We start from the raw sequence: 18,754 nt of genomic DNA, 5'->3' as shown, positions 1-18,754 counted from the left end.
GCCCGGTCGGCCTGAACACCAAGGGACAACTGGGCACCATTGGACGCGTCAGTTGGCATCCCTAGAATTTTCGTCCACTGCGTTATCGGGGCATTGAGCGTAGTGCTGATGGTGTTGCGTGACTCCATCATGTTCACGCCGATGGCATCTGCGTCGTTGCCGGTGGCCTGACCGGGCGTCTGCGTGTACAAACCGGCGGTGATCAGCCGCGCAAGTACATGCGCAGTGGTCGCAATCTGCGTGCTGTTGCTGGTATCGGGAGCCGTCGGCGCCAATGGCGTGCCGGTGAAGGTTGGCGAGTCCAGTTGGGCCGAGCTTTCCCAAGGGCCCCAAACCCCACCGAACCGCTGGCGCCAGAACATCATGCGCTTGTTGGCCGCCACGACAGACCGTGTTGTCGCGAGCTGGAAACCGTCGGTTGCCCCTCCTTGAGCGTGAATTACGGTGTAGCCGACTGCCGGGGAGGCCGGGTTACCAGTCGCACCGGTTCCGGTGTAATAGAGCCCACCCGCCGAAAGCGCATCAAGGTCCGTTACCAGCGTGCCGGTGCTCGCCCCCAACCCCAGCGCCGCCAACGCATTCTGTATAAATACCTGAGTGCTGTTCTGGAACGTCAAGGCCGTGGTGCCCAGGACAATCGCGCCATCGGTGACCAACTGCCAACTGGTGTCCGCTTGCGTGGCGCCTTGCTCGACCGACACCAGCAACGCCGACGTGACCTCGGGGCTGCCATCGGCATCGGCGGCGCGCGCCCAAGCACCGGCGGCCGCGACGTACAGGCCGTTTTCCTTGGCCGCCGTCTGGTTTTTTACCAACACCCGATCACCGGCGACCAGCGCGATACCGTCAAGAGTCGGCAACCCGGTCAGCGCGATGTTGGCCGTGGTGGCCACCCGCACCGATTGCTTGCTGTCGAGCTTGGAGACTTCCTCCAGCACCTTGGCGTCGACATAGGCCCGGGTGGCCAGCACCACGCTCGGATCGATCTTGAGTTCGACGTTGCTGGAGCTGCTGACAATCATGTTCATGCGCACGACTTGCGTGCGGCCGGAGCCCTGGGCGAGCAAGGGCTTAAACGACGGCGCGCAGTTGGCCACCGCCACCAGATCGTTGTCCGCGTCGTACAGGCCGATTTCGCGAATCCACCAGCCGCCGACATCCTCAGGAATGACCTGCTCGGCGATGATGATCCCCGCGTTGACGGGATCGACCTTGAGCTGATTCAGCGGCGCACGACGGCGCTCGTTGATCAATGCCGTCTGCGCCGCAGACGGCTGAGGGTCGGTGCCATTGGCGTCACCGACGCCCATCTGAGTGATTTTCCACGGGATGCCTAGTGCGTCAGCGTTGGCCTGCTTGGCGACGCCCACATTGGTCAGGATGGCTAAAAACTGCGAATTCTGGTCGATCATGAGAATACATCCAGGGTGTCAATGGTATGGTCGCGACCGCCTTGGCCGATAACGCCGCTGACTTCGATGTCACGTTGGACAGGCGGATACACGTCGATTACATCGCCCTCGTAGAGAGCGGCATGGAGCCTCAAAGCGCCCTGGCTTTCCAGGCTGATCGCCAGCCCGGTCAGGTGCCGGGTCACCGGTTTGGCGTCGTCGATCAGGCGTTCCAGCTCCTGATACATTTCCTCGGTGATCCCGGTGTCCAGCACGCCCACCTTGAGCGCGAAGGTGCCCGGCACCCCCTCCGGCACCGTGTTGAACCACTCGATAATCTCGATCAGGTAGCCCAGGGGCTCGACCACCCGGCGCAAGGCGCCGATGGTGCCCTTGTGGGCATGGATGTAATACGACGCCTTGATGGCTGCGCGCTTGGTCGCCTCGCTCCACCGGTAATCCCAGCGATCGACCGACCAGGCCCAGGCCAGGTGTGGCAGCAAATGCACCGGGCAGGTGTCGGCGTTGTAGAGCGTGCGCAGCGGGATAATGGTTTTTTCGTAAAACGACGCCTCCAGGGCGCGCTCCAGTTGTGTGCTGTTGAGTGGCAGTAGGCTGTTCATGTCAGCCCGCCAGATTCACGGTGACTTCAGTGCAGAACGCCGCCTGCGCCTTGGTCGGGGCCAGGTCCACCCAGCCGACCAGCTCAACCCGAGACACGCCAGCGATGTGCAGTTGCGCATCCACCGCCGAGCGCGCCACTTCGACCCCGAGCCGCTTGCGTGGATTGATCCAGGCGTTAATGCGGTTTTTGGCCTCGGCCAGACTGGCGTCAGCCTCAGGCCCGACACTGCTCATGTGCAAAATGGCATCAATGCGGTAGTCGATAATCTGCGCGCTTTGCACGGTCACCCGATCACCCACCGGCCTGACGTCCTCGTCATTCAGCCCCGCCTGGACCGTGGCCAACAGCTCGGGACTGGCCACGCCATTGCCCTCGGAACTCAGTACCGTGACTGTAACGTTGCACGGTGCCGGGCTTTCTGCCGTGGCATCCGCGACCAGGCCCGACGCATTGCGCGCGTGCAGGATGTAACTGTTACGCGGCCCGGCCGTGGTCAGCCCTTCGTAGGCCAACTGAATGCGTTCACGGAACGGATCGTCTTCCTCCCTGACCTCCGGTACCGGCGGCACCGCCAGCAGATCCTCGGCCTGAATGACCAGGCGCTTGAGATTGACGTTGGCCCCCAAGTGATCGAGGTCATCGCGGATGGCGTGTGCCAGTAACAGCGCCTTGCCGGCATCGTTGACCCGGGCACGGTTGCCGATCTTGATGTAGGCGCCGACCTCCAGCACCTTGGTGACCGGATCGCTTTCCAGCGCGGCGTTCCAGTTGTCGCCCATATAGCCGCGGAAGACCCCCAAGCCTTCCTCGTACACCGCTTCGAAATCCAACGGCTCCAGCACGCTCGGCGCAGGAAGCGACGACAGATCAACGATGCTCATACGCCCACCTCCAACAGCACGCTGTCGCCCTGGTATTTGCCGGCGATCTTCAGATTGATTTGCCCGCCGATCACCGAAATGACCCGCACCTGGTCCAGCTTCAAACGCGGCTCCCAGCGCCCCAAGGCCCTGGCGGCTTCGGCCTGCACGGAACTTTTCCAGCCCTCATTCACCGGCAGGTCGACGAAGCGCCGCAGCGAGCTGCCGTAGGCAGGCCGATGCCGACGACTGCCCAGTGGCGTACCCAGAATGTCCCCGATGGACTGCCGCAAATGCTCGATGCCGGAAATGGGCTGGCCGGTGTGGCGATCCATTCCGATCATCTGGGTTACTCCTTCAGCAATTCGAATTCGTCATGGGCTTTCAGAAACTTGACCGCCTCGATGTCGGAGCCCGCGATCTCGACCAGGCCCTTCGCCACCGGCAGGCTGCGCTGGCTCTCCGGCAGGATCAATTGACGAGAGGTGTAAACCTTGTCGCGAAACTTCATCAGCGTCGAAACCGGTACTGATGCCGGCTGCGGCAACGGATCAGGGCTCGCGGGTAAATCGGTGACAGGCGTATCGCTCTTGGCCATGTGGTTGCTCCAGGCGTAAAAAAGCCCGCACTGGGCGGGCTGTCGTGGATTGAAATTAATGCGTGTGGTGGTTGCTGTTGCCGCCGACGTCGAGAATCGAACCGGCACTGGTGATGTCCTGCGTGACGTGTAACGGACCGTCGATGGTCACCGCCCCTTCCAGGTTGATGTTCCCGCTCGTCACGTTGACGGCGCTGTCGGTGACCATGGCTTCGGTACCGCCGACCTTGATGGCCACCGTTCCTGTTGGCAACGTGATGGCGTAGCTCTTGGCCTGCCAGTCGTACACCAGCGAACCGCCATCCTCGAAACGCCAGACTTCGACGTGATCGCGGTTATCTGGCTGGCCACCAGCATCCCCGTAGAGCCCTGGGATAAAGGTGCCCATGCCAGCCTGGCCGCTGGGATTGAACAGCACCCCCTGTTCGTTCAAGCTCGGCGCCCGCCAGTGACGGGCCTTGCCGGCCGCCAGGCTGTGCCAGCGCACCCACGCGCTGACCCAATCACCGGCCTGCACCCGAACAGTGGCGGCCGCCAAATCCACACCGACCACCACGCAAGGCATCAGCATGGCGGCAATCATGCGGTCATGCTCGGCAAGGGCGTAGCTCATGGCACGTCATCCGCTGGAAAGAACTGCTCTTTGCTGTCGTTGTTGAAGCCGAACCACAGCGAGCCCGGTTGCTCATCCGGCCATGGCCATTGTTGTGCGCCGAGGTAAATCTGCTGATGCCACTCCACCAACCAGACGGTGTAGCCATCCAGCTCCGGCCGGGTCCAATCCTGCCCGGCCTGAATGAACACCGCCGGTTCAACCGCCAGCCCCCAGGTCTGCGCCCGCAGAACCACCGCGAGCTGGGTGGCCAGTTGCACGGCCTGCTGATGATGGTGCGGCTTGATCGGATCGACGACGATACGTGCCTCGAACCTGCACACCAAGGTCGTTTCACCGGTGCCGATATCGACGCCCGGTTCAATCTCGGCCATCTCCAGAAACACCGCTGGCAGCGCCACACGATCTTTAATATTCGGCCAGGCCGTCACCGCACACACACCCGGCAACTCCGCCAGCAGTTGTTGCTCAATGGCCCGGTAAAGCTGATCCAGGCTAAAAGGCTCTTCCGACACGGCACTAACTCCTCAGGTACTTTTGCAGCTCGAAATTAAGTTCCTGCTGCAGGATCTGCAGCAAACGCTCGTCCGCCTTACGCACCCAGCTGTCGAAGTGGGGTCGCGCCTGTTCCAAGGACACCTTGGCCTTGGCCAGTGGAAACCGGCTGCCGTTTTCAGCGACCCAACCCGAACTCGGCCCGTGCCCTGAGGACACCGTACTGTCGGGATAGTCGTCCGCATCGAAATGCTTGCTCGCCGTGCGGATCCAGATATCGGGCTTGTTGCCGTAGACCTGTTTGAGGAACGCACCCTGGTAACGCCGCCCGGCCACCGACACGCCGCTGCCAGTCTGCCGCGCGCGGCCGATCCGGCTGGACTCGATGGCGTTCAAGCCAAACCACAGCTTGCCGCTCATGGCCCCGCCGGTGACCGGGTAGCTGCGCAACCGTTGACGCACCGCCGCGACGGCGATGCGCTCCTGCCGACTGACCGCCCGGGCGATGTGAGTGCGCAACCAGCCCAGCGTCTTATTGATCGCGCGACGATGCGCGGCTGCGGCCGCCTTGGGCACCACCTTGGCGAAGTCCTGGAACGCTTGCAGATCCGCCGACGACGACTGGATGGTGACCATCCCACCGCTGGCCGAGGACTTGTAATAGCTACCGACGCTCATGCACGCATCCTCAGGATCAAAGCGACCAAACCGTCACCGCTGGGCTCCAGCTGCAGCAGGTCGTAATCGCCACCGCCGTCCAGGGCAGGTAGATCGATACTGACCAATAGGCCCGGCTCCAGGCCGTGGGAATCGCTGACCCGAATCTCAAAGCGAGGCTCGCGCAACCCGGTGTTGAGCTTGCCGAACTTCGGCTGCAGCCAAGGCGCCGCGAACATGCCGAGGACCGGCTCGTCCCGGCCTTCGATCCGTGCGCTGTCGCCCAACGTTTCGAACACCACCGCGTCGACCTCGGCGACCAGGTCACGAAAGGCCATGGTCAGAGCTCCAGAAGGATCTGCGCCCGTGGTCGCGTGCACAGGTGCAACGGGTTGGACTGGGCTTCACCGGCCATGCCTTTGTTGAAGGGCAGTGGCTCGATCATGCTGTAGTAAGGAATGCCTTGGGTGTTGACCGTTTCCATGTAGTCCGCCGGCGCAAACACCGAGATGTACAGATCCGGAACACCTTCAGGGACCAGCAGCGCCTTGTCGTCGTGAACAAACGACACGCCGGCCACCTTGCCACGGTAGCGCTCCCAGATAATGCCGCCGAACTCGAAACTTTCCCGGGCATCACCACGCAACGCAGCCGCCTGCTGACTGTTGAGGTAGGTTTCCTTGACCGACTTATGAACGATCAGCTTGTTCCAGAAGTTTTTGCCGCAGAAGGCACGGGAACTGGTGCTGGTCACACTGCCGAGCGCGTCCTCCTGCATGTCCAACGCTTCGCCGCACTTAACCCGCAGCTCGGTGTTCTGATCCGCCAAGCCCATGGGCAAGGTTTGACGCGACACACCGAAACGATCATAGAGGTCCAACAGCACCGTCGAACCATCGGCATCGAGAATCAGGCCGTTGAGCGCACCCATGCGCTGGAATTCATGCGTCGCATCCAGCTGACGGCGCGCTTTGGCCAGGCGGGCATTGACCACGTCCTGCACCGCCTGGAGCTCGGTGCGAGTACCGAAGGCACGAATGCCCTGGATCTCGTCGGCCTTGATGGTGAAGCGCTCCGGCAGGTGCACAGTGTTGAACGGGATCAGGTTGCGTTTGCTGGCCGCAACCACCAGACCAGAACCACCCCGCTCCCCAGCTGGCACCAGCGCCAGGGTGTCGCCGTCCTTTTCGATCTGTACGGTCAGGGTGGTGATGCCTTCCTCACGGAACAGGCCCAGGGCACTGATGCGGCCCGGCAGGTAGGGTTGGTCGTTGAGTGCGGCGGTCAGCGCGGTAACGGTAAACGCTTCGTCGTCAAAAATGGCGATCTCGGCCATGGGTACTCTCCAGAAATGAAAAACCCCGCGCTAAGCGGGGTGCATGAAGTTGGGTGATCGACTTAGCGAACGATCAGAAAATGAGTGGCCAGCGCCTTTTCAGCGTCCAGATCCAACCCGGTCAGATGCGCTTCGCTGACTTCCGCCAACCGCACCACTGCACGCCCCCGGCGCACCACATCCGACTCGCCCAATGGACCGAAGAGAATGGCGACGGCGGTCTCGCTGCCGTCTTCTGCGGCCGGAACGTACGGTGCGAACTCACCGGTGGCCGTTACCAGGCCGAGGATCTGGCCCGGGTCCAGGGCGGGACCGGCGGCAACGTTGATCGCTTCCCGCGAGATGTTCCCGGCCCCTTCGGACAACAGGAACTCACCGGCGTGGATCGGTTCTTTTTTGATGGTCATGCTCTTGCTCCTTTCGCGCCATGCGCAGTTCCAGATTGAGCGGCTTGTCGAGCGGCCCAGATCGAAGTGGGATCAGGTTGTTTGGCCTGCACCGGCGGTGCCGGGTCATTGTTCAGCGGCAAGCTGTTGTCGATTTCGAAGCCCTTGCCGCTGCTGACGATCTTGTCGAACAGGCGCGCTCGAACCGCCGCAACGTCCAGTCCCGCCGCGACATACTCGACGCTGAACTCGGGCAAGCGCGCAGCCACACACAGGTCGTTCACGGCCTTGGCCCGCGTCAGGCCGGCCTGGACGATCTCTTCGCTTTCAAGTCGGGTAGAGCTGAGCAGCGGCTCGACCAGGTTGCTGATGCCCGCCTCGGCGCATCGCTGGGTGATCATCAGGGCCAGCTTGGTCGAGTCGACCACGGGTGGTGTCTGGGGTGGATCGTCGGGCTCTAACTCGGGATCCGGCTCGGACGGCTCGTCGAGCTGGGCGAGCAATTCGGCCGGTGCATGTTGGTAGCGCTGCAACACGGCCCCCTGCCCCAGGCAAGCTTTAACCGTAACCCCATCACCGACTTCATCGGCCAGCCCCAGTGCCACCGCCTCACCGGCGGTCAACCAGGTTTCATTGGCTACCAGCCGCCGTAGCTCGACTTCGTCGATGTCGGGGGCCTTGGCCTTGTACGCCGCGATAATCGCTTCCAGAGTCTGATCCAACACATCAGCGACTCGGCGGAAGTCCTCCGCATCGCCACTGACGTAGGTGTAAGGGTTATGGATCATTAGCATGGCATTGGAGGCGATCACGACGCGGTGCGCGCCGCACACGGCCACGCTGGCCGCACTGGCCGCCAACGCGTCAATACGTCCGGTACAGCGCTCGCCCAGACGCGACAATGCGTTGTGCATTGCCAGCCCATCGAACAAATCGCCGCCAATGCTATTGAACGCGGCAATCACCGGTGAGACGCCATCGTCCAAGACACGCAGGTCCTGCACAAACTGATTGGCGGTAATGCCCCAGGTACCGATCTCGCCATAGACAAACACTTCGATAACCCGCTCAGCGGCTTCGCCGCTGGCCTGCAGCGTGTACCAGGTCTTGTCCTGCACCGACACACGCTTGCCCGCCCGGTTGTAAACGCGAGGTCGCGTTTTCTTGCTCATGGTTGCTCCTTGTCCTCGACGGGGACGAACGTTTCAAGAGTGGTGTAATTGAGGCCAAGGGTGGTGGCCCGGGCCAGATCGGCGGCGTTTTCGGCGTCGACCGTTTCAGCGTCATAACCGGTGCGCAGGACCATTTCACTGCGTGAGGCGAAGCCGGCCTGGACTTCCATTCGACGGGCCTGTACGTCCTGCACCGGCTGGATGTAGGCCCAGCCTTGCGGTACCCAACGGGTGCGCAGGTACTCGCGACGTCGCTGGGCGTAATCGTCCAGCTGCAAGACACCTGACAGCACCGCCATGTCCATCCAGGCCGCCCGGACCGGGCGACACAACTGGTGCACGTACACGCTGAACTGCAGTTGTTCCAGACGGCGCCGAAACTCGTTGAGTACCACCCGCAGCGCCCGGTCGTTGACCTCGCGCATGTCGCCAGTGAGGATTTCGTATGGCGTCCCGGTCCCTGCTGCAGCCGCCATCAGCTGCTGCCGCATGAAGTCGGGATAGTTGTTGCCCGCATCCGGTGGCTTGGAAAACTCGACCTCTTCACCGGGTCCCAACTCCTGCATGGTGCCGGGCTCCAGGGCGACCATCGGCGTGAAGCCGTCGCGGTCCAGGCTCAGCGGTTGGCCGGTAACCGGATCCCTCGGCACGGGGCCGGAGTCCGGCGCTGGCCGGCTGATAAAGCCGGCAAACAGGTTGGCCACTTCCTGCCGGAACAGCACCGCGTCGTCGTAGTTGTCGAGACTGCGCAGGCGCTTCAACACCGGCGACAAACGTGGTACGCCACGCAACTGGCCCGGCTCGACCGGTTCGAAGATGTGCAGCACCTGCGCGGCCGGTACCCGCACCAGCTGGTTGTAGCCGGCATTCAGCAACGAGGCATCGCGCGGATGCGCCAGGTACATCCAGTACGCCACACGCTTACCACCGGGGGTGAACTCGATGCCGGCCCGGATGAAGTTGCCGTCGCGGGTGGCCTCGAACTTGTCGTGCGGCACGAACTCTGGGGCCAGGATTTGCAGTTGCAACGGCACCGCGAGGCCTTCGTCCAGACCGCGCGGACGCAACCGCACAAAACACTCGCCCGAGGTTTCCACCGTGCGGGCCACCAGCGCCTGCTGGCCATTGAAGTCAGTGCGCTCGTCGGCGTCCGATTCATCAGCCCAGTCGTCCCAGAGTTCCTGCAGCAATTTGCGCAGGGCTTCGTTGTCGGTTTTCGGTCGCGGTGTGATGCCGGTACCGATCAGGTTGCTGACGCGCTTGTCGATCACGTTGTAGGCATACGGGTCATTGCGAACCGCTGCCCGCGACCGTGAGCGCAAATTGCGCAGCGCCGGGGTGTTGATGCTGTTGATCCCGTTGTCGGGTGCATCCCAGCCAGTGGATCGGCGGCCTTCGCCGGCGCCTTCGTAACTGGCCTTGATGTTCGACGGCAACACGAATCCGTTACGGGTGAGCGTCGGATAGCGGGCCATTAGAGTCCCTTGCCTCCGTGGCAAAGCCGAACGACGCGAGAGCGCGGTCCGGCCGAGTTCACCAGTGAGGTGCGGATCTCGTCGCGGGCTTTGAGTAGCTCGTCGACAGAGCGGTATTCCACAGTGCGGTCGGTGTAGCGCACGGTTTTTTCACCGCGCGCGATGGCCGCCTCAACCGCGTCGAGGTGCTTCTGGGTAAATGACATATCAGCGTCTCTTCAGGTAACCGCTGCTGGAACTGCGGCGTTGAGGTGGCGGTGCTGCGGGTCGTGATGGCACGACGGGAGCTGCGGGTTGTGGAGCCGGTTGTGGTACGGCAGCGGGGGTAGCCTGCTCGGTGTTGCTGAGGCGCTCGCCTTGCACGGGCTTGATACCCAGCGCGTCGTCGAACAAGCCTGACTGCGCCAGAGACTGACGCACCCGCTCCCAGTCGTGTTCCTTGTAGCGATTGAGGCCCAGGTAATGCGCCATGGCCAGGCAGTACACCATCAGGTCGAGGGCTTCGTTGCGCTCAGCTTTGCCCTTGACCCATTCGATACGCTTGTGACCCCGGATGTAGCGCGCCACCTTACGCTCCGCGACGCACTGATCGAAGAAATCGTCGGGCAGGTCATTGGCGAAGTGCAGTGCACCCGGGCCGGCTTCGAATGGATAGCGGTTGTAGATCCAGTCTTTTGCCGTATCGGTACCGACGAACCACAGTTCGGCGCCGTTGCGTTCGGTCTGGCCTTTCCAGGTCACGTCAACCATGGACGGGCGCTGAGCAATGACCGGTTTTCCGGGTTTGCTGGCCCCCTTGATGGCGAACACGTTGCGCCAGCGGCGCACGCGGCAGAACTGGTACACCTCGTCAGTGTGGTGGCCACCGGAGTCGACCGCCACGGCGAGAATGCCGAGACCGACACCGCACGGATGGCGGTACTTGGCCTTGAGCAATTCGTCCAGTGCGGCCCAGGTGCGCTCATCGGCGGGGTCGCCTGAGACGATCTGGTAGTCGATGACCCAGCGCTCCATGCCGACGCCCCAGCCCATGGCCATGAACTCCAGGCGGTTGGCCTGAACGTCGACGGCACCGGTGATCATCAGCACCGCCGCCGGCATCGACCCCAGTCCGAAGAGCTCCAACCGTGCCCGTTTGCGCAAGGTGTCGGCCTTGGTTTGCTCCTGCGCGCTGTCCCACACTTTGGCCAGACGGGTGTTGTAGAACACCTGCATGGGTTCCAGATCGCCTTTGGCCTGGGCCTTTTTCGCCTTTTCAAACTGCTTGGCCAGCGACTTCCAGTCCATCCAACCGAGGGGCGAATACAGCGCGTTGAGGTGGAAGCCTACCGTCTCGCCGTCGCCTTCGGCATGGCCACGCCACTCGCCGTTGGCGAGCATTTCGCCCTTGTGGAATTCCTCGATCAGCACGTCGCAATCAGGACCGGCGCACTGGTAATGCACCACGCTGAAATCCTTCGAGTAGTGCAGGCGCTCCCATTCCAGGGTTTGCATGTGACCACAGCTCGGACACGGCACGTAGTAGTGACGCTGGTCACTGCCGTCGAACAGGTCGGAAATCCGCGAGGCGCCCTTGATCGTGGGCGAGCTGGAAAAGTAGAACTTGGCGTTGCGGCCGAAGGTACTGCCCCGGGTTTCCGCCAGCTCTATAGGGTCGCCCTCCTCGCCGATGTCCACCTCCCAGCGGTCGATCTCGTCGCCGTACACGTAGCGCGCCGACAACTCCGACAGGTTGGCCGCCGAGCCGGCGGTGGTGACGTACAACGTCCCACCCTCGAACTCCTTGGTGTCCATGGTATTGCGCGAGTCGCGGGAGCGGTTGGCCGCGACACGCTCGCGCAATACAGGTGTCGCCTTGATGGTTTTGCCGATCCGCGACGACACCCGCTTGGCCAGGCCCAGGCTGGGCAGCAGCGCCAGGATGTTCGACGGCGCCATGTGCATCAGGCCACCGATCCAGTTCAGACCGATCTGGGTTTTCATCAGCTGCGACGCGACCATGGTGATCACGCGCTTGCAGGGGTGAGCCGGCGACAGGCAACGCATGGGCTCGCGGGCATACGGTGTACGCGAGGTCCGGTACTGGCCGGGCTCCGCGGCGCCGGTGTCACGCGGGATCCGCATGTACTCATCGGCCCACTGATCGATCCAGACATCCGGGTCGGGTCGCAGCCCACGGAAATACGCCTCGCGGTACACCTCTGCACCGTCAGGAATATCCGTGGGCATAGGTCAACTCGTAGTCAGTGCGTGTTCAAGATCCGCTGAGGACATGCGCTCGGCATCCTCCAACGAGCGACGGATCGCCGCCGTCAGGTGTTTTTCGATTTCCCATGGGTCGGTCATGGAGGCCAGTTCGGGCGCCAGCTGCGGCGGCATGCCCAGCAATTGATCGCGCAACATGCGGCCAGCGTTGTAAGCGCCGGTCTGGACCGCCGTGGCGAACACCAGCGAGCCTTTGGCCTTGTGCAACTCGATCTCGGCGAGCTGTGCCAGGTTGTGTTCGCGCAGGGCACGCGCTTTCTGGAAGTCCGGCAATTGCCCGGCAGGGGTAATCGCTGGCGGCGGCGCAGCCATTGAAGTCGGTTCGACCTGGCTGGACAGCTGGCTGTACACGTCACGCTGCAGCCGATCCTGGTGATGCCGATCAGCAACAGCGGCCTTGCTCGGGTCAGCGGTGTCGCGAATCAACGCTTCGCTGGCTGTGACATCGACCTGTCTACCATCGGCGCTGAGTACCAGACGGTTGTTGTTTTTCAACCAGGTGATGTAACTGGGTGCCCTGCCGATCCGAGCCGCGAAGGCGCTCTTTGACAGGTACATTGGTTCTGTCATAAGCCCTCCTTTTCAACGGCTTTTCAATGCAAACCTTTCAATTTCAATGGATTGAATTTCAGTAAGCTGGCAACCCTGCTGCTAACACTTTCCCGCGGGTTTGCGACCCCGTACCCGTCGAATAACCCCAGGGTCCCCGGTGATTTCATCACTGCCCGCCACCGCTCGGAGGGACCTCGCAGATCCCAGCCCGTTTCGCCAACCACCGAGCGTACAACCCGCTGGCCACATCGGCACCGAGACAAGCCACCACACTCCCAATCGCTGCAGCGGTCATCAGACTGCAACCCAGCGCCGTGGCGAGCAACACCGTTGCCAGACCAAATACCGCCGAAGCACCGAAGCGCAATAGCACCCGCTTGATCAACACCGGCACCGCCATCCCTGCCGCATCAGCGCGCCACATCTCCCCTGTTAAACCGGCGAGCGCCACCAGAATCAGTAGCCAGGTTGGAAGATTGGCCAGCGACTGCTGCATCTCCTGTTCAGTCGACATTCGTTGCCTCCTCGGCAATGGAAGAAATAAACCTATGTCTCGGGCGTAGCTGGCGGCCCAAGCCAGGGCCGGCAGCAAGAATGAAAAACCCCGCCGAAGCGGGGTTAGGTGACCGGCGCAGGGAGGGCCGGGTGAAGCTGCACAGCACGTGCGAGGTCAGCGCCAAGGCGCAAATTCCATATCGTGGGGACTTTTTACCCCCTGAGTACGGAACCGAAAAGAGGTCATTTTCGGTTATCCGACTCGACGCAACTTTGACGCAACTTTGAGGAGACTTTGAGGCAAAACACCCCGACCAGCGGTAAGCCACTTACGGGCGTCAGCGCGCTCGGCCAGCACTTCCAGCAACCGTTCATGCAGACGGTGCACCTGGTCGTAGTAAGTCTGTTTCGCTCTCGACTCCATCCCCAGCAGATGTAACTGCATCAGCCAGGTCGGCGCCGGATCATCGCCGTAACGCAGGCCCGCCAACCGCATAAGCCGATCACCCTGCTCACCCTGACGCCCAATCTCCGATAGAGCAGCGGCGATCTCCTGTGCAACTGCATCAGGCCCTGCTCCAGCGCCGAGGATGACTCGGGACCCGGGCGTGCCGCGTGGTGCGCAGCCACCCCACTCTATGATCGTTGCCATTGGGCTGCCCATGCCGCCGCTTTCGCCATTGAGCCGAAGTTGCTCGCCCCAGTGCTTCAGTAGTACTTCCATTGCCTCGATCATCGCCCTACTCCCCCGAAAACCGAACCCGACACAAAAAGCACCCACCCCGACACAAACCCAACACAAACAAAACCCTTTAAAATCAATAGCTTTAATCGAGTTGTGTTTAGTGTGTTGGGTTTGTTGAGTATTTCCGTTCTCGCATGAAGAAAATAATCAGCCATCAGAAACCGAACATCTAACGTCACGCATGCGCGCATGCGTAGCGAAACCCAACACACCCAACACAAAGCCCGCAAACTGCCGAAATAGAAGGCTCCAATCTGTGTGAGGTATCCGAAATCAACCCAACACATACCCGACACACCCGACACACTTTTAGCTGTAGTCATGCGGCAGCCGCCTTGATGTGGTCCCAACTGTCCACATGCCAGCCTGCCAACTTCGCTTTGGCCCGCCAGTGTTCGACCTGCTTGCCCAGCTCGGCCGCCTTCAGTGATGGGGGTGGGGAAGCGTCCGGATCGACGGGAAAGAAGAACGCGCCAAAGCGCCGGTTGTTACCGTCAGTCCAGGGAATGGCGCGGGTTTTATCGACCTCAGAACTGATGAACAGCGAGAACTTCGTCTGACTCATCACATGCTCTTTGTTGCGCTGGCACCATTCGAGGAACAGCGAATAGAGGTCAGTCGACAAACACGGCCCCCAAAGCCCCTGACCCAACTCGCTGTACCTCCACAGATGCAAGAACGTCTGCCATCCAGCCCGACTCAAGGCCACCAGGCGCTCACGTGCGTCCGTCGATGGCGGTCGCGTCCGCTGGTTGAAGTCGCCCAGATCGACCGACAACAACCAACCGTACAGCGCCGCGACGCCACCCTGTTCCAGCTCCCACCCAATTGCCTTTTGCCGCTCGACCGGCAAGGTTTCCATAGGCCACATCACCAACATCCGCCGGTCACTGTCGCTGATCGGCCACGGCAAAATTTCGTTGCTCAGGAACACCGCGTTCATATGGTTGGCTTCCTCCCAACCGTTGATGAACTTCGATTCCATCCGCACCGTCTTGCCGGTGATCAGGTGCTTGATCTTGCCCACTTGGTTATATCGCTGATCGCGACTCACTACCTCTTCAAACACCGACCACAATTTTCGGCTTTGCCAGGCGTTGAAGTTGCTCTCCAGCTGCGTCTGACCGACCGTGGCCGCGTACTGGCCGTACAACATACCCAGTGCATCCGCGAACAGCAGGCTTTTGCCTGAGCCCTCCATGATCGAGTGCATCAGCACGGCGGTGTCCATCTTGGCGCCCAGGTGTTGCAACGGGTACGCCAGCCAGCGGGTCAACCATTGGTGCGCCGCTTCATCGTGGTTGCACAAAAACGAAATCAGCCAACGCAGATTGGCGCAGGCTTCGTCATCCCTGACCGGTTCGAGCGGTAGGCCATCAAAGGTATTGATGTACACCGCAGGATCCTTGCTCATGGTCGGATCAAACACTATATGTTCGACATCCACAGTGCGCCGCTCACTGCTGTTCAGCCACAGCGGATAAGTGTCGCCCAGCGCCATCTTCACCGCGCCCTCGGCAATACGCCGCTTCTTCTCCCGATCCCAGACGTCCTTGGTGCCGTCGATGTACACGTATCGGTCAGTCGGTGGCATGCCGAACGCACCGCCCTTCTTGCCCGCCATGCGCCGCGTTTGCTCGATGTCGCGGACGTGATCATCCGCAATCAACCGTTTGCCCATGTCATCCAGCCACGCCTTCGCAAGTGGCTTGCCCACCCGAGCTTCAAATGCGGCCTTCTTCATCACCCGCGACTGATCGCAGTCCCACACTTGCGTGGTGCCCTCGACCAGCGCAAAACGCCGCAACAACTGGTCAAGCGTCAGCGACTCCCCCGCGCCCCCGTCAGGAGCTGGAGCGGCCTCGCTGATGTCGTCGTTCGCACAGCTCGGCTCGCTCATCTCATCGGATGGGGACGGGGGAAGATCCCGCGGATCAGGCCGAGATGAACGCTGCATACCCAACATACGCGCGGCATCCTTCACCGCCTTCGACTGGTCGCCGCCGTGCTCGAGTAAACAGAACACCTCGAAGGCGTCATTCTGATGCCCGTTCGCGAGCGGATCGGCACCGTGGTGCGAATAGACCTTGCCCTCACTGATCGTCACGCCGGGCAGCCCAGTGCTGCTCTGCGGGTAAAGCCACTTGCTGCCCCGCTTGATGTAACCGTGGGTACGCAGCAGCTCCTCGATGTCGTGGCAGCGGTTGAACTCATCGATCACCGACGGCTGCTTACCCGCAGCCGGCGCTGAACGCTTATTGACCTTCGCCGGCGGCGCGGTTGCCTTGATCGCCCACGGACACGCTGCCTCTGCGTCACGCTTGAAGATGTCCCAGTTTTGCCAGATAGCCAGCAGGTCGACAGTCAGCGTCGGCAAACCGTCCGTGGCGTTGGGCGGCGTCCGCCAGGTGTAAGGCTTGCCGGTACCCGGATGAATCGAAGGCGGGAACACGTCCTGTACCAGGCCAGCACGCAGTTCGAACACCGTGAAGCGCTTGTACTCTTCGGCCTCCGTGCGCGCCGCAGCTTCCCCGACGCCATCGCCCTGCTCTTTCGCAGCCTTGGCATTGTCCATCAGGCCTTTGTGAATCGAACCGTCAGGGTCTTTTTCATTCGGCCATGAGAGAGAATGCCGGGTCAGCTCAATACCTTCCGGCAGCTTGAACAGCACCCGGAAGCGCGCAGGGTTCCCCACGATGGTCGGGTACACCAACGCCATGGCATCCAGATCGACACCCAGCAGCTCATACAACACATGCCGCGTCCACCGAACGTCGTCGACATCCAGCGAACAGACACGACTCGGCCCAAGTACGACGCCGAGGTTGTGATTAGGGTTTCGTTGCCAGAATGCTTCAGCCGTGGCGGCATCGGTAAAGTAGCCGCCCGGCTTGTTCCACCCCAGACCCTTCGGGGCCTTCTCACCAGGTTCAATGGATACCAGGGCGAGATCAAAAGTGTTGATGTAACGTTTTGCCCAATTGGCGATGGCTATTCCTTTGGCCGGTTCAGTCATCGCCGAGCCTCCCGCAACCCCTGACAGTCAACACAGGTTTGGCAACCCGCAATCGACTGTTGTCGGCGTAACGGGATGGGTTCGTCACAATCCGCGCAAAACTGGGCGCTGACGCGGTTTGATGGCGCAAGGCGACTGCGCTGAAGGGCAACATCGAGCAGGTATTGTGCCTGGTCGTTGGCGCGATCGATTTCGTCAGCCATGGACACGATCCTCCATCGCCTGACGAGCACCCGCCATGATGCCGAGGACTTCGCGGATCACGTCCATACCCTGCTTTTCAAGATCGAGGACTTCGTGAAACTCCCAGACATTGTCGGCAGCACCATCGTGCATCGCGGCCACGAATTCACCGGTTTCACCGAGCAACTTACCGACGGCCTTCAGGGCATCCCGCGTTGCTGGTACTGGTACCGGGCGATACCAGACAGCACCTGCTGGACGCATCAGCGCATCGAGCAAGCGCGAATCGCCAGTGAGTCTGATCAACTCTTCAAGCTCATCAGGGTTCAGCCAGCGGCGCTCCTCATCGAGCTTGAGCTTCTTCTGCAGGGTGTCGTTGTCCAACACCATGTCAAACGCAAGGGCGGTGATTCCGCCCTTGTAGTCACGACCAGCGCGATAAATCGCCTGGCGCAAAGGAAGGACCGGACCTGCGTCCGGCAATAGATCTGTGCGACTCATAACCGTAAATCCCCCGTTTACGGTGTAGCCATAAGACGGGGTAATCCCTATCCTACGACCACGACCGATGTACATTTGCTGTGTGTCGTCGTAGCTGGGTTGGGGGATCTTTGGTGAGAGGCCCCAACCCGGCACCCTTTAAGCAGCTTTGGAACCGCGAAGGTAAGCCCAGTCAATGTCTGCACGGAGTTGCTCGCAAGTGACTGAACCTGCCGACTCTCGCTCGATAGCGACCGCCAAAGCAGCGCCAGCCCGACGGTTGCCGTAAGCGACCTGCTTCAATTGGCCGACTGACGTACCGCAACGGCCCGCGAATGCATCCAGCGCGGCTTTATCAAGACTCTTCAAATACTCGTGCAAGGTCATATGCACCTCCTTCTGAACGCAGAGATTAGCAATTGCTAATGCTTTCAGCAATAGCAAACAGTAATTTACTGTTTGCTAACGGAAAGCGATGATTGGGGAATGGATATAAAGAAGATGCGAATTCAGGTGCTGCGTGACTTGATGGGCGAAAAAACCCAGAAAGAGTTCGCCGACCAATACAACCTAGACGCCTCATACCTGTCGCAATTGCTCAACGGGCATAGATCGCTTGGCGAGAAAGCGGCTGCAAATCTTGAAGCGAAAATTGGTCTTGTCGAGGGCACGCTAACAGCGCCGTCCGTCTCGATGCGTGCTCCCACATCTAGAGCGCCTCAAACACCAGAGAATGAAATCGTCCAAAGCAATGCCGAGTATCTCGGCCCCATTGATGTTTGGGACGATGCTACCCCCTTGGATGATGACGAGGTCTACGTGCCGTTTCTTAAGGAAGTCGAACTATCCGCGGGGAGCGGCCGAACCGCTGTACATCAGTCGCACAAGCAAAAACTTCGCTTCGGTAAAATGACCCTAAGGCGACAAAACGTCCAGGCAAATGAAGCGGTCTGCGTAACTGTTAACGGCAACAGCATGGAACCCGTTCTACCTCACGGAAGCACCGTAGGAGTTGACCAGGGCTGCACAACCATCACCGATGGAAAAATGTACGCGCTGAATCACGGAGGCCAGTTGCGAGTGAAAACGTTGTACCGGCTACCTGGTGGAGGCATCAGGATGCGTAGCTATAACCGGGAAGAGCATCCAGATGAAGAGTACAGTGCGACCGATCTGCTCAAAAACGAAATCATCGTGATCGGCAAAGTCTTCTGGTATTCCGTACTGCTGTAACCGATCGCCTCTTAAAGAACCCGCCACGTGCGGGTTTTTTTTGCACATCGCAAAACTAAATTAGCATCTGCTATTGCATGTTTATTTAGCCATTGCTAATTTTGCACTCGTATCTACCTCTCACCAAAGAGTACGAGCCATGCAAACCACACAGCACAGCAACACCCGCTGCCCCGT

22 protein-coding genes and 1 pseudogene are annotated in these 18,754 nt (G+C 60.9%); 1 reads left to right on the top strand and 22 read right to left on the bottom strand.

The window, feature by feature from the left end; translation table 11 throughout:
* Positions 1–545: 545 nt before the first annotated feature.
* From KGA81_RS14030 to KGA81_RS13925, 22 genes and pseudogenes are all read right to left on the bottom strand, one after another.
* Positions 546–1,412: pseudogene (locus KGA81_RS14030) on the bottom strand (phage tail protein); the annotation flags it as partial.
* Positions 1,409–2,014 (bottom strand): phage tail protein I, encoded by a 606-nt coding sequence (locus KGA81_RS14025; RefSeq protein ID WP_223546743.1) that lies wholly within the window; start codon positions 2,012–2,014, stop codon positions 1,409–1,411. The pseudogene KGA81_RS14030 and the gene KGA81_RS14025, both read right to left, overlap by 4 nt.
* Before the next feature lies 1 nt (position 2,015).
* Positions 2,016–2,897 carry a baseplate J/gp47 family protein gene (locus tag KGA81_RS14020; protein WP_223546741.1) on the bottom strand — a complete coding sequence of 294 codons (882 nt, stop codon included), beginning with the start codon at positions 2,895–2,897 and terminating at the stop codon, positions 2,016–2,018.
* Positions 2,894–3,220: a GPW/gp25 family protein gene (locus KGA81_RS14015; protein ID WP_223546739.1), complete on the bottom strand. Its 327-nt coding sequence runs from the start codon at positions 3,218–3,220 to the stop codon at positions 2,894–2,896. The genes KGA81_RS14020 and KGA81_RS14015 overlap by 4 nt, the downstream gene beginning before the upstream one ends.
* Before the next feature lie 5 nt (positions 3,221–3,225).
* Positions 3,226–3,474: a hypothetical protein gene (locus tag KGA81_RS14010; RefSeq protein ID WP_115947633.1), complete on the bottom strand. Its 249-nt coding sequence runs from the start codon at positions 3,472–3,474 to the stop codon at positions 3,226–3,228.
* A 55-nt stretch (positions 3,475–3,529) separates the two neighbouring features.
* Complete coding sequence (locus KGA81_RS14005) at positions 3,530–4,087, bottom strand: phage baseplate assembly protein V (RefSeq protein ID WP_223546737.1); 558 nt, start codon at positions 4,085–4,087, stop codon at positions 3,530–3,532.
* Positions 4,084–4,602, bottom strand: coding sequence for a hypothetical protein (locus tag KGA81_RS14000; RefSeq protein WP_223546736.1), 519 nt, complete (start codon positions 4,600–4,602; stop codon positions 4,084–4,086). The genes KGA81_RS14005 and KGA81_RS14000 overlap by 4 nt, the downstream gene beginning before the upstream one ends.
* Before the next feature lie 4 nt (positions 4,603–4,606).
* On the bottom strand, positions 4,607–5,260 hold the full coding sequence (locus tag KGA81_RS13995) for a hypothetical protein (RefSeq protein WP_223546735.1): 654 nt from the start codon (positions 5,258–5,260) through the stop codon (positions 4,607–4,609).
* Positions 5,257–5,577: a hypothetical protein gene (locus tag KGA81_RS13990; RefSeq protein ID WP_223546734.1), complete on the bottom strand. Its 321-nt coding sequence runs from the start codon at positions 5,575–5,577 to the stop codon at positions 5,257–5,259. Before KGA81_RS13990 ends, KGA81_RS13995 begins: the two co-directional genes overlap by 4 nt.
* 2 nt (positions 5,578–5,579) lie before the next feature.
* On the bottom strand, positions 5,580–6,575 hold the full coding sequence (locus KGA81_RS13985; RefSeq protein ID WP_223546733.1) for a major capsid protein: 996 nt from the start codon (positions 6,573–6,575) through the stop codon (positions 5,580–5,582).
* A gap of 62 nt (positions 6,576–6,637) precedes the next feature.
* Positions 6,638–6,982 (bottom strand): head decoration protein, encoded by a 345-nt coding sequence (locus KGA81_RS13980; protein WP_223546732.1) that lies wholly within the window; start codon positions 6,980–6,982, stop codon positions 6,638–6,640.
* Complete coding sequence (locus KGA81_RS13975; RefSeq protein ID WP_223546731.1) at positions 6,979–8,133, bottom strand: head maturation protease, ClpP-related; 1,155 nt, start codon at positions 8,131–8,133, stop codon at positions 6,979–6,981. The genes KGA81_RS13980 and KGA81_RS13975 overlap by 4 nt, the downstream gene beginning before the upstream one ends.
* Positions 8,130–9,608 carry a phage portal protein gene (locus KGA81_RS13970; protein WP_223546730.1) on the bottom strand — a complete coding sequence of 493 codons (1,479 nt, stop codon included), beginning with the start codon at positions 9,606–9,608 and terminating at the stop codon, positions 8,130–8,132. The genes KGA81_RS13975 and KGA81_RS13970 overlap by 4 nt, the downstream gene beginning before the upstream one ends.
* Positions 9,608–9,814, bottom strand: a complete 207-nt coding sequence (locus KGA81_RS13965) for a phage head-tail joining protein (protein WP_008048905.1) — start codon at positions 9,812–9,814, stop codon at positions 9,608–9,610. Before KGA81_RS13965 ends, KGA81_RS13970 begins: the two co-directional genes overlap by 1 nt.
* A 1-nt stretch (position 9,815) precedes the next feature.
* Positions 9,816–11,837 (bottom strand): phage terminase large subunit family protein, encoded by a 2,022-nt coding sequence (locus tag KGA81_RS13960; RefSeq protein ID WP_223546729.1) that lies wholly within the window; start codon positions 11,835–11,837, stop codon positions 9,816–9,818.
* Positions 11,838–11,840: 3 nt separating this feature from the next.
* Complete coding sequence (locus KGA81_RS13955) at positions 11,841–12,443, bottom strand: terminase small subunit (RefSeq protein WP_223546728.1); 603 nt, start codon at positions 12,441–12,443, stop codon at positions 11,841–11,843.
* Between the two features lie 148 nt (positions 12,444–12,591).
* The gene (locus KGA81_RS13950; RefSeq protein WP_090453432.1) at positions 12,592–12,939 is read right to left on the bottom strand and encodes a phage holin family protein; all 348 of its coding nucleotides are present in this window, start codon (positions 12,937–12,939) and stop codon (positions 12,592–12,594) included.
* Positions 12,940–13,173: 234 nt separating this feature from the next.
* Positions 13,174–13,656 carry a hypothetical protein gene (locus tag KGA81_RS13945; RefSeq protein WP_223546727.1) on the bottom strand — a complete coding sequence of 161 codons (483 nt, stop codon included), beginning with the start codon at positions 13,654–13,656 and terminating at the stop codon, positions 13,174–13,176.
* A 328-nt stretch (positions 13,657–13,984) separates the two neighbouring features.
* Positions 13,985–16,681, bottom strand: coding sequence for a DUF5906 domain-containing protein (locus KGA81_RS13940; protein WP_223546726.1), 2,697 nt, complete (start codon positions 16,679–16,681; stop codon positions 13,985–13,987).
* Positions 16,678–16,884, bottom strand: coding sequence for a TraR/DksA family transcriptional regulator (locus KGA81_RS13935; protein ID WP_223546725.1), 207 nt, complete (start codon positions 16,882–16,884; stop codon positions 16,678–16,680). Before KGA81_RS13935 ends, KGA81_RS13940 begins: the two co-directional genes overlap by 4 nt.
* Complete coding sequence (locus KGA81_RS13930; RefSeq protein WP_223546724.1) at positions 16,877–17,365, bottom strand: phage regulatory CII family protein; 489 nt, start codon at positions 17,363–17,365, stop codon at positions 16,877–16,879. The genes KGA81_RS13935 and KGA81_RS13930 overlap by 8 nt, the downstream gene beginning before the upstream one ends.
* A 138-nt stretch (positions 17,366–17,503) precedes the next feature.
* Complete coding sequence (locus KGA81_RS13925; protein ID WP_223546723.1) at positions 17,504–17,731, bottom strand: transcriptional regulator; 228 nt, start codon at positions 17,729–17,731, stop codon at positions 17,504–17,506.
* Between the two features lie 99 nt (positions 17,732–17,830).
* Here KGA81_RS13925 and KGA81_RS13920 point away from each other — a divergent pair, with 99 nt between their 5' ends.
* Positions 17,831–18,577, top strand: coding sequence for a helix-turn-helix transcriptional regulator (locus KGA81_RS13920; protein ID WP_223546722.1), 747 nt, complete (start codon positions 17,831–17,833; stop codon positions 18,575–18,577).
* The last annotated feature ends 177 nt before the right edge of the window (positions 18,578–18,754 follow it).

It is taken from the genome of Pseudomonas sp. A-B-19, from assembly GCF_019947515.1.
Classification (GTDB): domain Bacteria; phylum Pseudomonadota; class Gammaproteobacteria; order Pseudomonadales; family Pseudomonadaceae; genus Aquipseudomonas.
This window is presented reverse-complemented; position numbering and strand designations above follow the sequence as displayed.

Excerpts from the sequence above, each read along its gene's own strand:
- KGA81_RS13965 (WP_008048905.1), bottom strand. The coding sequence starts at position 9,814 with ATGTCATTTACCCAGAAGCACCTCGACGCGGTTGAGGCGGCCATCGCG.
- KGA81_RS13970 (WP_223546730.1), bottom strand. The coding sequence starts at position 9,608 with ATGGCCCGCTATCCGACGCTCACCCGTAACGGATTCGTGTTGCCGTCG.
- KGA81_RS13985 (WP_223546733.1), bottom strand. The coding sequence starts at position 6,575 with ATGGCCGAGATCGCCATTTTTGACGACGAAGCGTTTACCGTTACCGCG.
- KGA81_RS13925 (WP_223546723.1), bottom strand. The coding sequence starts at position 17,731 with ATGACCTTGCACGAGTATTTGAAGAGTCTTGATAAAGCCGCGCTGGAT.
- KGA81_RS14010 (WP_115947633.1), bottom strand. The coding sequence starts at position 3,474 with ATGGCCAAGAGCGATACGCCTGTCACCGATTTACCCGCGAGCCCTGAT.
- KGA81_RS13935 (WP_223546725.1), bottom strand. The coding sequence starts at position 16,884 with ATGGCTGACGAAATCGATCGCGCCAACGACCAGGCACAATACCTGCTC.
- KGA81_RS13930 (WP_223546724.1), bottom strand. The coding sequence starts at position 17,365 with ATGAGTCGCACAGATCTATTGCCGGACGCAGGTCCGGTCCTTCCTTTG.
- KGA81_RS14015 (WP_223546739.1), bottom strand. The coding sequence starts at position 3,220 with ATGATCGGAATGGATCGCCACACCGGCCAGCCCATTTCCGGCATCGAG.
- KGA81_RS13950 (WP_090453432.1), bottom strand. The coding sequence starts at position 12,939 with ATGTCGACTGAACAGGAGATGCAGCAGTCGCTGGCCAATCTTCCAACC.
- KGA81_RS13980 (WP_223546732.1), bottom strand. The coding sequence starts at position 6,982 with ATGACCATCAAAAAAGAACCGATCCACGCCGGTGAGTTCCTGTTGTCC.
- KGA81_RS13990 (WP_223546734.1), bottom strand. The coding sequence starts at position 5,577 with ATGGCCTTTCGTGACCTGGTCGCCGAGGTCGACGCGGTGGTGTTCGAA.
- KGA81_RS13940 (WP_223546726.1), bottom strand. The coding sequence starts at position 16,681 with ATGACTGAACCGGCCAAAGGAATAGCCATCGCCAATTGGGCAAAACGT.
- KGA81_RS13945 (WP_223546727.1), bottom strand. The coding sequence starts at position 13,656 with ATGATCGAGGCAATGGAAGTACTACTGAAGCACTGGGGCGAGCAACTT.
- KGA81_RS13960 (WP_223546729.1), bottom strand. The coding sequence starts at position 11,837 with ATGCCCACGGATATTCCTGACGGTGCAGAGGTGTACCGCGAGGCGTAT.
- KGA81_RS13995 (WP_223546735.1), bottom strand. The coding sequence starts at position 5,260 with ATGAGCGTCGGTAGCTATTACAAGTCCTCGGCCAGCGGTGGGATGGTC.
- KGA81_RS14005 (WP_223546737.1), bottom strand. The coding sequence starts at position 4,087 with ATGAGCTACGCCCTTGCCGAGCATGACCGCATGATTGCCGCCATGCTG.
- KGA81_RS14025 (WP_223546743.1), bottom strand. The coding sequence starts at position 2,014 with ATGAACAGCCTACTGCCACTCAACAGCACACAACTGGAGCGCGCCCTG.
- KGA81_RS14020 (WP_223546741.1), bottom strand. The coding sequence starts at position 2,897 with ATGAGCATCGTTGATCTGTCGTCGCTTCCTGCGCCGAGCGTGCTGGAG.
- KGA81_RS13975 (WP_223546731.1), bottom strand. The coding sequence starts at position 8,133 with ATGAGCAAGAAAACGCGACCTCGCGTTTACAACCGGGCGGGCAAGCGT.
- KGA81_RS13955 (WP_223546728.1), bottom strand. The coding sequence starts at position 12,443 with ATGACAGAACCAATGTACCTGTCAAAGAGCGCCTTCGCGGCTCGGATC.
- KGA81_RS13920 (WP_223546722.1), top strand. The coding sequence starts at position 17,831 with ATGGATATAAAGAAGATGCGAATTCAGGTGCTGCGTGACTTGATGGGC.